Here is a 15,525-nt window from a genome sequence, read left to right as displayed (position 1 = left end):
ATATGCCGACCCCTTCCGTACCGGTGTCCTGGGGGGAGCTGCTGGACAAGATGACGATCCTGCAGATCAAGCAGGAGCGGATCGCCACGCCCGCCGCGCGGGACAATGTGGGCAGGGAATATCGGTTGCTGAGCGCCATTGGCGAACAGGCCCTGCGCGACGGGGCCGTGGGCGGTTTGGTCGAAAGCCTGAAGCGGGTGAACGAGGCGCTGTGGGAAATCGAGGACGCGATCCGGGGGGAAGAGGCGGCAGCGCGGTTCGGCGCGTCCTTCATCGACCTTGCCCGGTCGGTCTACAGGATGAACGACCGGCGCGCCGCGATCAAGCGGGAGATCAACCGCCTGCTGGATTCCGAACTGGTGGAGGAAAAAAGCTATGCCGCCTGCGCAGCGGACTGAGATGCGGCGGCTGGGCGTCCTGACATTCCACCGTTGCATCAACTACGGTTCCTATTGGCAGGCGCGCTGTCTGGTCGAAGGGTTGCGGCGCATGGGCGTCGAGGCCGAATTGCTGGACCATGAGTCGCCGCGCGTCACCCGGGCGGAGCTTCGATGCGCGCTCAGTCCCACCCTGCCGCAGCGGACGCCGCGCAGCGATTTTCCGGCCTATGCCCGCAAGACCCGGAAATTTCGCGAGGCGTTCGAGCGGTTGCCTCTGTCGCGCCGCTTTCCCATCGACCGGCCGGAAGAGATGGGCGATTATGACGCCGTCATCGTCGGCAGCGACGAGGTGTGGAACCTGCGCCACCCCTGGTATGGCGGATGTTCGGCCTTTTACGGCAAGGGGGTTCGCGGGACGCTGATCTCCTATGCGGCCAGTTTCGGCAATCAGAATGCGTCGGAGGGACTGTCCGACCATTGGGCAAGCCAGATCGGCAACTTCGCCTCCATTTCCGTGCGCGACCAGAACAGCCGCCGGATGATCAGAACCGCGCTGGGTCATGACCCCGACATCGTGCTGGACCCTTGCCTGCAATTCCCCGGACCGGCGGTGCGCAGGGGCGCGTCGGGCGAAGGCTATGTGGCGCTTTACGGTCATAATTTCCCGGAGTGGTTCTGTCTTTCCGTCCGCAACTGGGCAAGGGCGCGCGGGCTCCCGATCCGCAGCATAGGCTATCGCAACGACTGGGCGGACGAGCAATGGCTGGAGGCCGGACCGCTGGAATTCGCCGAGCTGATGGCGGGCGCCGACGCCGTCGTCACCAATTTCTTCCATGGCTGCGTCTTCGCCCTGCTGAATGGGCGTCCTTTCGTCACGGCGCCCTCCGCCTACCGCATGAACAAGGTGCGCGATCTCCTCTGGGAGCTGGGCGCGCAAGGGCATATGATCCTGACGGAGGATGATGATCGGGTCGTCGCCCGGAGCCTCGACGAACCGCCGGCATCGGCCGTGCAGCAGCGCATCGATCGATTGCGGGCGCAGTCGGGCGATTTCCTGCGGCGGGCGCTGGCGATGCCGTCATGAGCGCGGCGGCGGTCAGCCCCCGCGACATGGTTTCGTCGGGCCTCTGCATCGGCTGCGGCGGCTGCGTCGCGCAGGCCCGGCCCGAGCAGGCCCGGCTGGAGTGGAACAGGGACGGCCAGCGCAACCCGGCCGGCGATCCGGATTGGTATCGGCGGCGGAGCGAGGGCTTTTCGGCATGCTGTCCTTTTTCCCCGCACGCCATGAATGAGGATGAGATCGCCCGACAGCGCTTTCCGGCAGCGGCGGCGCAGGACGAGTATATCGGCCGGTTCGACGCTGCCTATGTCGGCCACGCCGCCGAAGCCGGCTATCGCGAAAGGGGCAGTTCGGGCGGCATGGTGAGCTGGGTCGCGGGTGAACTGCTGCGCCGGGGGATGGTGGATGGCGTGGCGCATGTGACGCGGGCCGATCCCGCGACCGAGGGGCGTCTGTTCCGCTATCGCATAGCGCGCGATCTTCCTGCTTTGTGGGAGGGCGCGCAGTCGCGCTACTATCCCGTCGACATGGCCGAGGTGCTGCGCGAGATCCGGGAGGTGCCGGGCCGCTATGCCGTCGTCGGCATTCCCTGCTTCATCAAGGCGGTGCATCTCGCCCGCGCCGCCGATCCGCTGCTGCGGGAACGTATTGTCTTCACGCTGGGCCTGGTGTGCGGGCATATGAAAAGCCGCCATATGGCGTCCAGCTTCGCCCGGCAGATGGCTTTCGACCCCGCCGCTGTCCGGCAGATCGACTATCGCGTCAAGGACCCGGAGCGGCCGGCCAACTGGTACAGGGCGCGGCTGACCGATCGTGCCGGCGAACAGCGTATGCGGGACTGGTGGCATCTGGTGGATGGTGACTGGGGGTCGGGATTCTTCCAGAACAGCGCCTGCGACTTTTGCGACGATGTGGTGGCGGAGACCGCCGACATCGCCTTTGGCGATGCCTGGGTGGAACCCTATTCCTCCGACGGGCGCGGCACCAATGTCGTGGTGGTGCGGTCGCCCGCGCTGCATGCAATGCTGCGCGAAGGCATCGATGCGGGAAGGCTGGCCTTGCAACCCGTCGACGCCGGTTTCGTGCGGGAAACGCAGGCGGCGGGCTTTCGCCAGCGGCGGGAAGGACTGGCCTATCGGCTTTGCTGGCGCAAGGCGGGCGTCCGGCCGCGCAAGCGCGTGCGGCCGGGCAGCGCGGGCCTGCCGTGGCGGCGCAGGATGATCTATCGGCTGCGCCACGCGATCAGCAGGGGCAGCGGCACGGTGTTCCGGCTGGCCGAGGCTCTGGGCAGGCCCGGCCTGTTCCTGGTCTGGGCGCGGGCCATGCTGAAGCTCTACCATGGCCTCGCTTATTCGCGCGGCTGGCTGGGGAAGCTGTTCGACCGTTTTGCGTGACCCTTGGCCGCAATGGTCGGCGGGCGCCTGCTGCCGGCTTACCCCTTGTCGCGTTCCACGAATTTGCTGAACCGGCTTTCCTTCCCGTCCTTCGTCTTGTCCTGATAGAGGAAGGCGAGATTGTTCTCATCGAAGATGCGGAAGAATTCATCCCACTCGATTTCGTCCAGCGCCTCATCCTTCTCGCGAAAGTCGATGCGCAGCAGGCCGCCGCCCTTGCCATTGTCTTCCGTCGCCTTGACGACTGCGGGGCGGCCGCCGCGATCCTCCACCCATTTGCGGATGGTGTCATGGTCGGTGGTCGTGTCCGATGTGCTCATGATGAAGTCCTTTCCTTATACCGTTGCGGCGGCGTAGATGCCGTCCATGATGTCGGCCACATGCGCCAGTTCTTCGCATCCCGGATCGAAGCGAGGGGAGCGCGCCAGCTTTTCGGCCCATTCCGCCGCCATTCGGCCGCCCCATGGATCGCCGGGCTCCGACAGCGTTTCCCGCGCCGTGCCGCGGAACAGCTCTGCCCGGAAGTCGTAGAAGGAGCCGCCGATGTTGCGGAATGCGGCTCCCGCCCTGTCGCCGTAGAAATCGGCGGCGATCACCGCATCCTGCCCCGCATGGAGGTTCCAGGAGCAGGCGATCCGGACCATGCGCCCGTCCGCCAGATGCAGCGTCGCCATGCCCAGATCCTCGACCTGCCGGCCGCGATCCTCCAGCGGACGTCCTTTCGCGAAGAGGGCGGCCTCGATCCGCTCCACCTCGGGGAAGTCGAGCACCCAGAGCGCCAGGTCGACCAGATGCACGCCAAGGTCCATCATGCAGCCGCCGCCCGACAATGCGGGATCGTGGAACCACGGCTTGTCCGGGCCATAGGCATTGTGGAAGATGAGGTCGACGGCATGGACATGGCCCAGTTGGCCGGCGCGGACATGATCCCGCAGGGCGCGCATGCCTGCGGTGCCGCGATAGGACAGGTCGACGCCCAGCAGCCGGTCGGCCGCGCGGGCGGCGTCGATCACGGCCCGGACCTGCGCCCCGGTGCGGCCCAGCGGCTTCTGGCAGAAGACCGGCACGCCCCGCTCCAGCGCGCGGATCGACTGTTCTGCGTGGAGTGCGCTGGGAGTGGCGATGACCATGCCGTCGAGCGGCTGTTCCAGCAGCGCGTCGAGCGACTCCAGCCGCACCGCGTCGGGAGCGAGCAGGGCCGCCTCCGCACCGTTGCCGGGCAGGGCGTCGGCAATGGCGGCCGCCTCGATCCCGCCGGTCGCCAGCATGGCCTCCATCCGGTTGCGGCCGATCCAGCCCACGCCCAGAAAGCCGATGCGCGGGCGGGTGAGGAGGGTGGGTGCAGGGGCGATAGCGGCATTCATGGGACGATGATCGCCTTTACGAAACCGTCCGGCTTGTCGCGCGTGGCGTCCAGCGCCTCGCCCAGCCGGTCGAGCGGATAGCGGTGGGTGAGGAGCGGCGCGGGATCGATGCGGCCGGAAGCGACCGCCGCCACCGCTTCCCTCATTCCCTCTGCATAGGCCGCGGGATCGCGCTCATGGGCGTTGATGACGTCGATGCCGCGCCAGTTCCACAGCCACATGTTCACCTGGCGCGGCCCGTCCTGATGATAGCCCGCGACGATCAGCTTGCCGCGCTCGGCGGTGAGTTCGCCCGCCAGGTCGAGCGGCCATTGCTTGCCCACCGCCTCTATCGTCCGTTCGCAGAAGCGTCCTTGGGTGAGCGCGCTGACCCGGTGGATGATCGCCTGATGATCGTCCATCGCGATCGTCTCCGCCGCGCCATGATCGCGGGCGAGGGCGAGCGAGGAGGGGCGCCGCGAAATGGCGACGACGCGGGCTCCGGCCTCCGTCGCCAGCCGGGTGAGCAGCGCCCCCAGAAAGCCGATGCCGATGATCGCGATGGTCTGGCCGGGCTGGATGTCGGCGCGGCGGAAGATGTTGAACGCGCACCCCAGGGGCTCGCCGGGGAAGGGCAGCCCGTCCAGTTCGGACGGCAGCCGCACGATGGCGCTTTCGTCCGCCAAATCATGGTCGGCATAGCTGGCATAGGAAAGCGCCGCCACGCGGTCCCCCACCGTTACAGAGGTCACGTCCTCCCCGATGGCATCGACAATGCCCCAGCCCTCATGGCCGAGCGCGCCCGGCTCCAGCGGGAAGCTTTGCCATTCCGGTCCCGCCCAGGGGGTGAGGTTGGAGGCGCAGACGCCGCATCCCTCCAGCCTTATGCGGACCTGACCGGGGCCGGGCCGCGGCATCGGAACCCGGTCGATCCGCACCGCGCCGGGGCCGGTGACAACCGCCGCGCGCATGGTCGCCGCCTTTTCGGCCGGTTCGCGCTCCGGCATCAGCAATTCGCTCATTCCGCCGCCAGCGCGATTGCGCCCTCCCCACGGATAAAGGCCTCCAGCGCTTCATGCGCCCGGTCATCGGTCATCTGCATCGGCGGATGCTTGCAGAAATAGGCTGCCGCCGGATGGATGGGGCCGCCCAGACCGCGATCCAGCGCGATCTTGGCGCAACGGATCATGTCGATGGCGACGCCCGCCGAATTGGGGCTGTCCTCCACCGACAGGCGCAGTTCCAGGTTCATCGGCACGCCGCCGAAGAGTTGGCCTTCCATGCGCAGGAAACAGACCTTGTTGTCATTCTGCCAGGCGACATAATCGGACGGGCCGATATGGATATTCTCATCCTCCAGCCGGGTTTCCGCGACCGACTGCACGGCTTCGGTCTTCGAAATCTTCTTCGACTTCAGCCGCGAACGGTTCGACATATTGAGGAAATCGGTATTGCCGCCGGTGTTGAGCTGGTAGGTGCGGTCCAACTTCACGCCCCGCTTGGCGAACAGGTCGGTGAGAACCCGATGGACGATGGTCGCGCCCAGTTGCGCCTTGATGTCGTCCCCGATGATCGGCACGCCGGCCCGCTCGAACCGGTCCGCCCAGGCGGGGTCGCTGGCGATGAAGACCGGAATGTTGTTGACGAAGGCGACGCCCGCCTCCAGCGCGCATTGCGCGTAGAATTCCGTCGCCTGCTGCGATCCCACCGGCAGATAGTTGAGCAGCACGTCCACCTTCGCCTCGCGCAGCCGTTCGACCACCTGCGCGCGGTCGGGTTCGGCGTCGTCGGCAGGCAGGAAGGTGCGATCGTCGGGATGGTCCGCCATATGATCGGCGCAGCCGTCGAGCAGGCGGCCCATCTCCACCTTCACCCCGCTGGGGCGGACGTCGCCGCAGAAGGCCTGGGTGCAATTGGGCCGGGCGAAGATCGCTTCGGCAATGTCGCGGCCGACCTTTCGCCGGTCGATGTCCCAGGCCGCCGTCAGTCGGATGTCGCAGGGGCGATAGCCGCCCAGTTCCCAATGCATCAGGCCGCTATGGTCGTTGCTCTCGGCGCGATAGTGGGACAGGCCCTGCACCAGCGAACTGGCGCAATTGCCGACGCCGACGATGCCGATGTTGATAGGTTGCATGATGCGTCTCCGTCAGGCGGTGCGGGCGACCGGCAGGGCGGCCGATGCCGGCGCGTAGCGGTCGACCATCCAGGCGCAGAAATCCGCGAAGGCCTGCGGATCGTGGACCGCGCTGCTGTGATGGGGGGCGATGCCCAGATGTTCGGGCGTGAAGCAGAAGGTGACGGTGACGTCGAAATCGCTGAGCGCCTCCATCTGCCGGTCGAACCAGTCGACCGCATTGGGGCGGAAGCTGTCGGCCCAGCTCAGGCCGGTGCGCAACTGCCTGACGCCCAGCCGCTTCATCCAGTCGACGGCATCGTTCAGGCGCGGGTCCTCGAAATGGAACCATTGCATCAGCCCCATCTCGCCAGCGACCCTGGCATAGTCCTCCAGTGCGGGCTTGGGCGTGCCGTCGGCGCGGATCAGCCCCATGTAGAAATGGCGGTAATAGCTCGATCCTTCCGCTTCCCGATGGCGCGTGGTTGCGCCCCATTCCTGCGGCAGGTCGTAGAGGCTGTACCAATAGATGCGCGGCACCCGCCCGATCAGCAGTTCGGCGGTGCGGTTGAGGCCGAAGACCTGCACTTCCTCCGCGCCGAAGGAGCCGACGCCGACTTCCGTCACCCAGACCGGCTTGTCGGGCACCACCGCCTCGATCTCCGCGATCCGGGAGGGCCAGTCATTGAGCGGCCAGAGGTTCCAGTCGAGCGGGAAGCCGTGCACCGCCACGACATCCACCGCGTCCAGCGCGCCATGGTCGCGCATCCGGTTCACCCAATGCGGATCGATGGGCGACATGCCGCCCAGCACGCGGGTCACGGCGGGATTGGCGTCGGCGATGGCGGCGCCCGCGCGGATCACCATGTCGGCATAGAGCGACCAGTCGGGGTCGACCTCCGGGTCCCAATGCGACTTGTTATTGGGTTCGTTCCAGATCATCGCGGCTTCGATCATGCGTCGGTTCCCTCCTCTGGCCCTTGGGCTGGATAGACGGCCGGCCTGCCCATCAGCTCCCCGAACGGGATCGGGGCGGCGCGGCAGAGATAGACTTCCTCCTCCGGCTCGGCCTCTATGGTGAAGCCGGCGGCGCGCAGCAGCGCCTGCGCGCCGGCCTTGTTCGGGGCCCACCAGTTGGTCCAGTCATGCGCGAATTTCCGTTCGATGAAGTGCAGGCGCGGATAGGCCGGATTGTCGAAGAAGCCGGGCGGGCGGCTGGTGCCGGGGACGTGGAAGGGATGATCCTCCGGCACCAGCAGCACGTCGGACGAACCCTGCTGCATCGTCTGGAACAGCATCATGTCGCCCGCCACATGCTCGCGGATCAGGTCGAGCGCGAGCAGGGGGTGCCGCAGATGGTAGAGCACGCCCATGAAGATCACGAGGTCGAAGCGGCGACCGAGCTTTCCGACGTCATAGACGGACAGGTTGCGGAACTCGATGCCGTCATGGCCCAGCGCTTCGGCGGCGAAACGGGCCTGGGCCAGATACCGGTCGTCGGAATCGATGCCCAGGACTTCGGCTGCGCCCCGGCGTTTCATCTCGAGCGAATAGAAACCGGCGTTGCAGCCGATGTCGAGTACGGATTTTCCGGAAAGGTCTTCGGGAACGGCATCCGCAAAGCGCGCGAATTTGAAAGCCGGATAATCGCCCAGGAAATGATCCGGCGCGGTTTCCATGCCGCCGATGCGAAGATTGTGGAACCATGGGCCCAATTCTTCGATCTGGCGGCGCAATGCGTCGGTCTTGCGGTCTGCGGCGAGATTCACTGTCTTCATGCGGGTACCTCGTTCAATCGGGTCACGCTACCGCCGCCTGGTCCCAGCAGGATCGTGCTGATCGAACCGGGATCGACTTCGAACCTCAGCAGATTGTCGAGGCTGAGGCCGAGATAATGCGCGATCGTCCCGCGGATGATGTCGCAATGGGTGACGCAGAGGATGGTCGCGCCCGCCTTTTCCCGCGCGACTGTTTCCAGATGCCGGACGGTTCGGGCGACCGCGCCGCCCATCGTCTCTCCGCCCGGCGTCGCGCTGGTGGAGCGGTTGCGGTTCCAATCGCGCCAGCGCGGATTTTCCTCCAGTTCCGGAAAGGACTGTCCGTTCCAGGAACCGAAATCGACCTCGTCCAGATCAGGGACGATGGCGACCTCCAGCCCCAGGGACCGGGCAATGATGGAGGCGGTTTCCACCGTGCGCCGGCGCGGGCTGGCATGGACGGCGTCTATGTCGTGCAGGCCGCGCCATGCCGCGACGCCGGCTGCCTGCATGCGGCCCCGCGCAGTGAGGGGCGACGCGCCCGCCCGTCCGCTCAGCAGGCGGCCATATTCGCCATGCATCCCATGACGGATCAGGTGAAAGCAGGTGCGGGGCGGTTCGCGAGAGGAGGACAGCATCAACATAGATGCTGCTTAACAGGATTAAGAGAAGGAAAGTTCCATAGCCGTAATTCTCAAACAGGTAAATGGAAACATCATGAATAACCTGTGTTTTTGTCGTATAACATGAGTTATTTTCATGAGTTTATATTGAGTATAGATTCAACGGTTTTCTGAAATATTTCCGGAACCTGACGGTAGAAGAAGATGTTCATGATCCCGTTGCCACGGTTGCGGGGAATATCACATTCCCGCGGCCAATCCTTGGCAAATCATCATCAATGAAGGGGAGCGGCCGTGGAAAAGATTCTTGTCACGGGTGGCGCCGGTTTTATTGGCCGGACGGTTTGCCGGGAGTTGCTGGAGCGCGGCCATGCCGTTCGCGTGCTGGACAGCATGATCGAGCAGGTTCATGGAGACATCGAGCGGCCGGCCGATCTCGATCCGGAGGTTGAGCTGATCCGCGCCGATGTGCGCAACGGCCATGCGGTGGATCGCGCCTTGCAAGGCGTCGACGCCGTCATCCACCTCGCCGCGGAAGTCGGCGTGGGCCAGTCCATGTATGAAGTGGAGCGCTATACCTCGGTCAACGACGTCGGCACCGCCGTCCTCTTCGAACGGCTGATCGACCGTCCGGTGCGGCGTGTGGTGACGGCCTCCTCGATGAGCATCTATGGCGAGGGGCTGTACCGCGACGAGGACGGCCGGATCGTCCAGGACGCGGAGCGCGGGTCGATCCGCGACAATCAGAAGGTCTGGGACCCGGTCGACCGGCAGGGCCGTCCGCTCACCCCCATCGCCACGCCGGAATGGAAGCAGCCCAATCTCGCCTCCATCTACGCGCTCAACAAATATGTGCAGGAACGCACGACTCACATCATGACCGCGCCCTATGGCATGGAGGGCGTCTGCCTGCGCCTGTTCAACGTCTATGGGCCGGGGCAGGCGCTGTCCAATCCCTATACCGGCGTGCTGGCGATCTTCGCGTCGCGCCTGCTGAACGGGCAGAAGCCGATGATCTTCGAGGATGGCGGGCAGCGGCGCGACTTCGTGCATGTCGGCGACGTGGCGCGCGCCTTTGCCGATGCGCTGGAACTGCCGCAGGCGGCGGGCGGCACCTTCAACATCGGCTCGGGGCAGGACCGCTCCGTCACGGAGGTGGCGCAATCGCTTGCACTGGCGATGGGCCGGAACGACGGGGAACCGGAAATCGTCGGCAAGGCGCGCACCGGCGACATCCGCCATTGCTTCTGCGACACCGGCAAGGCGGAAGAGGTGCTGGGCTTCAGGGCGCGGCAGGACTTCCAGCAGGGCCTTGCCGTGCTGGCCGAATGGGTGGCGCGGCAGACCGCCGACGACCGCGTCAATCAGGCGCGGGCGGAGCTGGAAGCGCGGGGGCTGGTCGCGTGAAGCGCGCCGACGGAAGGCCCGTGCTGGTCACGGGCGGCGCCGGCTTCATCGGCTGCAACATCGCCGACCGGCTGGCGGGGGAGGGCGAGCAGGTCGTCGTCTATGACTCGCTGGCCCGGCCCGGCGTCGAGCGCAACCTTGTCTGGCTGGAGCAGCGCCACGGCGCCGCGATCACGCCGGTCATCGCCGATGTGCGGGACGATGCGGCGGTGGACCGGGCGGTCGCCGGCGCGAAGGCGGTCTTCCACATGGCCGCGCAGGTCGCCGTCACCACCAGCTTCACCGATCCGCGCGCCGATTTCGAGGTGAACGCGCTCGGCACGCTCAACGTGCTGGAGGCTGCGCGCCGCTGCGCCACGCCGCCCCCGGTGATCTTCGCCTCCACCAACAAGGTCTATGGCGGGCTGGAGGACCTGGACTTCCCGTTGATCGACGGCGCCTATCAGCCGGCCTCGGAGCATCTGCGCGCCAGCGGCATCGACGAGAGCCGCCCGCTCGATTTCCATACGCCCTATGGCTGCTCCAAGGGGGCGGCGGACCAATATGTGCTGGACTATGCCCGCAGTTTCGATCTGCCCGCCGCAGTGCTGCGCATGAGCTGCATCTACGGCCAGCGGCAGATGGGGACGGAGGATCAGGGCTGGGTCGCGCATTTCCTGATCAGCGCCCTGGAAGGGCAGCCGATCACCCTTTATGGCGACGGCCATCAGGTGCGCGACATATTGGACGTGCAGGATGCGGTGGACGCCTATCTGGCGGTCTGGCGGCAGATCGGACGGGTGGGCGGCCGCGCCTTCAACCTGGGCGGCGGGCCGGACAATGCCGTCAGCCTGCGGCAGATCCTGGCCTTCATCGGCGTCCATCTGGGCAAGTCCATCGTACCCGACTTCGCGCCCTGGCGGGCGGGCGACCAGCGCTATTTCGTCGCGGACACCGGCGCGGCGCGCATGGCGCTGAACCTGAAGGCGCGCAAGCCCTGGCGGCAGGGCGTGGCCGACCTGACCCGCTGGCTGGCGGAGGAACGGGCGGAGCGCGCCGGGCCCAGGCTGATGACCGCGAGCGCGCTGTGAGGGGCGGCGGGCATCTGCTGCTGTCCGCCGACGCGGTGGGCGGCGTCTGGCAATATTCGACCGACCTCATCCGCGCGCTCCAGCCCCATGGCTATGAGGTGACGCTGGCCGTCATGGGGCCTGCGCTGAGCGAGGCGCAGCGGGCGGAGGCGGCGGCCATAGCCAATTGCCATCTGGTGGAAACCGGCCTCGAACTCGAATGGCTGGCGGCGGAAGCGGCGCCCATCGTGCAGGCCGAGGCGCGGCTGGCGGAAATGGCGGGCGACCTTCGCGCCGACGCGGTGCAACTGCATACGCCGGCGCTGGCCAGTGCCGGCCGTTATCCCTGCCCGGCGATCGCGCTGCTGCACAGTTGCGTCGCGACCTGGTGGGAAGCGGTACGCGGCGGTCCCATGCCGGAGGATTTCAACTGGCGCACCGCGCTGGTCGCGGCCGGCCTTCGGCAGGCGAGCCGCATCGTCGCGCCCAGCATGGCCTTTGCGCAGGCGGCGCGTCGCCACTATGGCGTGCTCCCCATGGCGGTCCATAATGGCCGGTTCTTTCCGGTGAAGCCGCAGGCGATGCAGGACCATGTGTTCACCGCCGGCCGTCTCTGGGACGAGGGCAAGAATGTCCGGGTGCTGGATGAGGCGGCCGCCCGCATCGCCGTGCCGTTCAGGGCCGCCGGGCCGCTTGAGGGGCCGCAGGGAGGGGCGATCGGTCTGCGTTCGCTGCTGCCGCTCGGCCCGCTCGACAGCATGGCGCTGGCCCGGCATCTGGCCAGCCGGCCGGTCTTCGCTTCGGCGGCGCTTTACGAACCCTTCGGCCTTGCGGTGCTGGAGGCGGCGCTGGCCGGTTGCGCGCTGGTGCTGTCCGACATTCCCACTTTTCGGGAGCTATGGGATGGCGCCGCCATCTTCGTCCATCCTCACGACGCGCGGGGCTTCACCTTGGCGATAGAGGAATTGCTGGGCGACGGCGCCGCTCGCGGGGAAATGGGCCAGCGCGCCCAAGCACGGGCGGGCGCCTATACCCCCGCCGCCACGGCCGCGCACATGGCCGCCCATTATCGCGCCGTCCAGCGGAAGGTCGCCGCATGAAGATCCTCTATTTCACCCATTCGCTGCTGTCCTGCTGGAATCACGGCAATGCCCATTTCCTGCGCGGCGTGCTGCGCGAACTCGCCGCCATGGGCCATGACGTGCTGGCGCTGGAGCCGGAGGGCAATTGGAGCCTCGCCAACCTCCTGTCCGACCATGGGGAGGAGGGTCTCGCCGCCTATCGTCAGGCCTATCCCGAACTCCGTGCCCAAGGCTATGGCATGAAGGACGATCTGGTGGCCCTGCTCGACGGCGCGGAACTCGTCATCGTCCATGAATGGAACGAGCCTTCGCTGGTCGGGGCGCTCGGCCTGATCCGGGCGGGGCGGAGCGATTTCACGCTACTGTTCCACGACACCCATCATCGCGCCGTGTCCGATCCCGACGCGATCCGGGCGTTCGACCTGTCGGGCTATGACGGCGTGCTGGCGTTCGGCGAGGCCCTGTCGGAGGTCTATCGAAGCTGGGGCTGGGGCGAGCGCGTCTGGACCTGGCATGAAGCCGCCGACACGAGGCATTTCCGTCCCTTGCCCGGTGAGAAAAGCGGCCTCGTCTGGATCGGCAACTGGGGCGATGGGGAGCGTACCGCCGAGCTGGAGGATTATCTCTTCCGCCCCGCGCGGCAGGCGAAGCTCCCGCTCGACATCTATGGCGTGCGTTATCCTCAGGAGGCGCTGGCGATGCTGGAACGCTACGGCGTCGCCTATCATGGCTGGGCGCCCAATGCCGCCGCGCCGGCTATCTTCGCCCGCCACCTTGCCACCGTCCACGTGCCGCGCCGCTATTATACGCAGCTTCTGCCCGGCATTCCGACGATCCGGGTGTTCGAGGCGCTGGCCTGCGGCATTCCGCTGCTGTCCGCCCCTTGGGACGACAGCGAAGGGTTGTTCCGGCCCGGCGAGGATTTCCTCTTCGCCCGGACCGGCGACGAGATGAAGGGCCATATGCGCGCCATCAGCGAGGATGCGGACCTTCGCGCCAGCCTCGTCCGCAACGGATTGGAGACGATCCGCAGCCGCCATAGCTGCGCCCATCGCGCGCAGCAGCTGATGGACATCACGGCGTCGCTCGACGCGCAGCCGATCAGGAGCGTAGCATGAAGATCGCCTTTTACGGCTCCAGCCTGCTTTCCTCCTACTGGAACGGCGCGGCCACCTATTATCGCGGGATATTGGAGCAGCTGGCCCGGCATGGCCATCGCATCGCATTCTATGAACCGGATGCCTTCGACCGGCAGCAGCACCGTGACATCGACCCGCCCGACTGGGCGCGCGTGGTGGTCTATCCCGCCACGCCAGACGCGCTGAAGGGCGTGATGGACGAGGCCGCCGATGCCGATGTCGTCGTGAAGGCCAGCGGCGTGGGCGTATTCGACGACGAGCTGCTGGACGGCGTCATGCGCCGCGCCGGGCCCCATGCGCTGCGCATCTTCTGGGATGTGGACGCCGCCGCGACGCTGGACGAGATGCGCGCCGATCCGGACCATGCCGTGCGCCGCGCCTTGCCCGGACTGGACATGGTGCTGACCTATGGCGGCGGCGATCCGGTGGTGAACGCCTATCGCGGCTTCGGCGCGGTGGAGTGCGTTCCCGTCTACAATGCGCTCGATCCGCAGAGCCACCATCCCGTGCCGCCCGATCCGCGCTTCACCGCCGATCTCGCCTTCCTTGGCAACCGCCTGCCCGACCGGGAGGCGCGGGTGGAGGAATTCTTCCTGAAACCCGCCGCCCTGTCGCCCGGCCGCCAGTTCCTGATCGGCGGCAATGGCTGGGACAGCAAGGCGATGCCCGGCAATGTCCGCCATCGCGGTCATGTCTACACCGCCGAGCACAACGCCTTCAATTGCAGCCCGCTGGCCGTGCTGAACGTCGCCCGCGACAGCATGGCGCATATCGGCTTTTCCCCCGCGACCCGCGTGTTCGAGGCGGCGGGGGCAGGGGCCTGCCTGATCACCGATGCGTGGGAGGGGATAGAGATGTTCCTGACCCCGGACGAGGAGGTGCTGGTCGCCCGCGACGGGCAGGATGTGGCGGATCATCTGGCGGCGCTGACGCCGGAGCGGGCGCGGGCGATCGGACAGGCGGCGCTCGCCCGTGTCCGGGCCGAACACAGCTATGAACTGCGCGGGCGCCAGGTCGACGAAATCCTGCGTGACCGGTCCGGGCGGCGCGCCGCCAGGCAGCATCAGATGGAGGGAGCATGAAACTCGTCGTCCTCGGCCTCAGCCTGTCTTCATCCTGGGGCAATGGTCATGCCACGACCTTCCGCGCCCTGCTCTCGGCCTTTGCCGGGCGCGGGCATGAGATACTCTTCCTGGAGCGGGACGTGCCCTGGTATGCCAGCCAGCGCGACCTCATCGATCCCGCCTTCTGCCGGCTGGAATTCTACGACAGCGTGGAAGCGCTGGAAGATTGGCGGCAGGAGATCGAGACGGCGGACGCGGTCATGGTCGGCTCCTATGTGCCCGACGGCATCGCGGTCGGCCATTATGTGCAGCGCACGGCGCGCGGGGTCACCGCCTTCTACGACATCGATACGCCCGTCACGCTGGCGGCGCTGCGCGAAGGGCGGTGCGACTATCTGTCGGCGGAACTGATCGCGGGCTATGGCTGCTATTGCTCCTTCACCGGCGGCCCGACGCTCGACCTGCTGGAGCGGCATTATCGTTCCCCCATGGCGCGGGCGCTCTATTGTTCGGTGGATGCGTCGGCCTATCGGCCGATGGACGTGCCGAAGAAATGGGATCTCTCCTATCTCGGCACCTACAGCCCGGATCGCCAGCCCACCTTGGAGAAGCTGCTGATCGAACCGGCGCGGCTGCTGCCCGACAGGCGTTTCGTCGTCGCCGGGCCGCAATATCCGGACGACATGGACTGGCCCGCAAATGTCGAGCGGATCGAGCATCTCGCCCCGCGCGACCACGCCGCTTTCTATTCCGCCTCGCGCTACACGCTGAACGTCACGCGCGCCGACATGATCGAGGCGGGCTGGTCCCCCTCCGTCCGGCTGTTCGAGGCGGCGGCCTGCGGCACGCCGATCATCTCCGATGTCTGGCCGGGGCTCAATGAACTGCTGGAGCCCAATCGCGAAATCATCTTCGCCTGGAATCCGGAGCAGGTGATCGTCGCCCTCCATGAGGATCGCGCCGATGTGGGCGAGGCCGCACGCCGCCGCATCCTGGACCGGCATATATCGGGCAGCCGCGCCGCCGAGCTGGAAAACTGGCTGCAAGAGGCCGCCCGGATGCGCACGCGGGACATGGCGGCGGCCGAATGAAGAACGACAGGACAGAAAAGGAC

At 66.8% G+C, this 15,525-nt stretch carries 16 protein-coding genes; 9 read left to right on the top strand and 7 right to left on the bottom strand.

Features of this window, described 5'->3' with window-relative positions; translation table 11 throughout:
• The first annotated feature begins 2 nt into the window (after positions 1–2).
• The 3 genes from LDB29_RS11200 to LDB29_RS11190 are packed head-to-tail and all read left to right on the top strand — an operon-like array spanning position 3 to position 2,834.
• Positions 3–398 carry a DUF6165 family protein gene (locus tag LDB29_RS11200; protein ID WP_025550107.1) on the top strand — a complete coding sequence of 132 codons (396 nt, stop codon included), beginning with the start codon at positions 3–5 and terminating at the stop codon, positions 396–398.
• Entirely contained in the window at positions 376–1,464 is a 1,089-nt protein-coding gene (locus LDB29_RS11195; RefSeq protein WP_037483270.1) for a polysaccharide pyruvyl transferase family protein, read from the top strand. Before LDB29_RS11200 ends, LDB29_RS11195 begins: the two co-directional genes overlap by 23 nt.
• On the top strand, positions 1,461–2,834 hold the full coding sequence (locus LDB29_RS11190) for a Coenzyme F420 hydrogenase/dehydrogenase, beta subunit C-terminal domain (RefSeq protein ID WP_257554198.1): 1,374 nt from the start codon (positions 1,461–1,463) through the stop codon (positions 2,832–2,834). Before LDB29_RS11195 ends, LDB29_RS11190 begins: the two co-directional genes overlap by 4 nt.
• Positions 2,835–2,872: 38 nt before the next feature.
• Here the strand turns inward: LDB29_RS11190 and LDB29_RS11185 are convergent, their stop codons facing one another.
• Genes LDB29_RS11185 through LDB29_RS11155 form a run of 7 tightly spaced genes read right to left on the bottom strand, consistent with a single transcriptional unit; the run spans position 2,873 to position 8,691 of the window.
• Positions 2,873–3,154 carry a hypothetical protein gene (locus LDB29_RS11185; RefSeq protein ID WP_025550104.1) on the bottom strand — a complete coding sequence of 94 codons (282 nt, stop codon included), beginning with the start codon at positions 3,152–3,154 and terminating at the stop codon, positions 2,873–2,875.
• A 15-nt stretch (positions 3,155–3,169) separates the two neighbouring features.
• Positions 3,170–4,198 (bottom strand): Gfo/Idh/MocA family protein, encoded by a 1,029-nt coding sequence (locus LDB29_RS11180; protein ID WP_257554194.1) that lies wholly within the window; start codon positions 4,196–4,198, stop codon positions 3,170–3,172.
• Positions 4,195–5,199, bottom strand: coding sequence for a zinc-binding dehydrogenase (locus tag LDB29_RS11175; RefSeq protein WP_037483267.1), 1,005 nt, complete (start codon positions 5,197–5,199; stop codon positions 4,195–4,197). The genes LDB29_RS11180 and LDB29_RS11175 overlap by 4 nt, the downstream gene beginning before the upstream one ends.
• A complete protein-coding gene (locus LDB29_RS11170) occupies positions 5,196–6,311 on the bottom strand; it encodes an inositol-3-phosphate synthase (RefSeq protein ID WP_099185649.1) in 1,116 nt (371 codons plus the stop codon). The genes LDB29_RS11175 and LDB29_RS11170 overlap by 4 nt, the downstream gene beginning before the upstream one ends.
• Before the next feature lie 12 nt (positions 6,312–6,323).
• The gene (locus LDB29_RS11165; protein WP_025551714.1) at positions 6,324–7,247 is read right to left on the bottom strand and encodes a glycosyl hydrolase; all 924 of its coding nucleotides are present in this window, start codon (positions 7,245–7,247) and stop codon (positions 6,324–6,326) included.
• Positions 7,244–8,068 carry a TIGR04290 family methyltransferase gene (locus LDB29_RS11160; RefSeq protein WP_025551715.1) on the bottom strand — a complete coding sequence of 275 codons (825 nt, stop codon included), beginning with the start codon at positions 8,066–8,068 and terminating at the stop codon, positions 7,244–7,246. The genes LDB29_RS11165 and LDB29_RS11160 overlap by 4 nt, the downstream gene beginning before the upstream one ends.
• Entirely contained in the window at positions 8,065–8,691 is a 627-nt protein-coding gene (locus LDB29_RS11155; protein WP_025551716.1) for a histidine phosphatase family protein, read from the bottom strand. Before LDB29_RS11155 ends, LDB29_RS11160 begins: the two co-directional genes overlap by 4 nt.
• Before the next feature lie 273 nt (positions 8,692–8,964).
• Here LDB29_RS11155 and LDB29_RS11150 point away from each other — a divergent pair, with 273 nt between their 5' ends.
• The 6 genes from LDB29_RS11150 to LDB29_RS11125 are packed head-to-tail and all read left to right on the top strand — an operon-like array spanning position 8,965 to position 15,502.
• Positions 8,965–10,077, top strand: a complete 1,113-nt coding sequence (locus LDB29_RS11150) for an NAD(P)-dependent oxidoreductase (protein ID WP_025551718.1) — start codon at positions 8,965–8,967, stop codon at positions 10,075–10,077.
• Positions 10,074–11,147, top strand: a complete 1,074-nt coding sequence (locus LDB29_RS11145) for an SDR family NAD(P)-dependent oxidoreductase (protein ID WP_025551720.1) — start codon at positions 10,074–10,076, stop codon at positions 11,145–11,147. Before LDB29_RS11150 ends, LDB29_RS11145 begins: the two co-directional genes overlap by 4 nt.
• Entirely contained in the window at positions 11,144–12,226 is a 1,083-nt protein-coding gene (locus LDB29_RS11140) for a glycosyltransferase family 4 protein (RefSeq protein ID WP_099185650.1), read from the top strand. Before LDB29_RS11145 ends, LDB29_RS11140 begins: the two co-directional genes overlap by 4 nt.
• On the top strand, positions 12,223–13,326 hold the full coding sequence (locus tag LDB29_RS11135) for a glycosyltransferase (RefSeq protein ID WP_257554190.1): 1,104 nt from the start codon (positions 12,223–12,225) through the stop codon (positions 13,324–13,326). Before LDB29_RS11140 ends, LDB29_RS11135 begins: the two co-directional genes overlap by 4 nt.
• Positions 13,323–14,429, top strand: coding sequence for a glycosyltransferase (locus tag LDB29_RS11130; protein ID WP_099185651.1), 1,107 nt, complete (start codon positions 13,323–13,325; stop codon positions 14,427–14,429). The genes LDB29_RS11135 and LDB29_RS11130 overlap by 4 nt, the downstream gene beginning before the upstream one ends.
• The gene (locus tag LDB29_RS11125; RefSeq protein WP_025551723.1) at positions 14,426–15,502 is read left to right on the top strand and encodes a glycosyltransferase; all 1,077 of its coding nucleotides are present in this window, start codon (positions 14,426–14,428) and stop codon (positions 15,500–15,502) included. The genes LDB29_RS11130 and LDB29_RS11125 overlap by 4 nt, the downstream gene beginning before the upstream one ends.
• The last annotated feature ends 23 nt before the right edge of the window (positions 15,503–15,525 follow it).

Origin of the sequence: Sphingobium sp. CFD-2, assembly GCF_024611135.1 — a bacterium.
GTDB classification, from domain to species: Bacteria; Pseudomonadota; Alphaproteobacteria; order Sphingomonadales; family Sphingomonadaceae; genus Sphingobium; species Sphingobium fuliginis.
The sequence above is the reverse complement of the archived record's forward strand: the minus strand, read 5'-3'. Positions and strand labels throughout refer to the sequence as shown.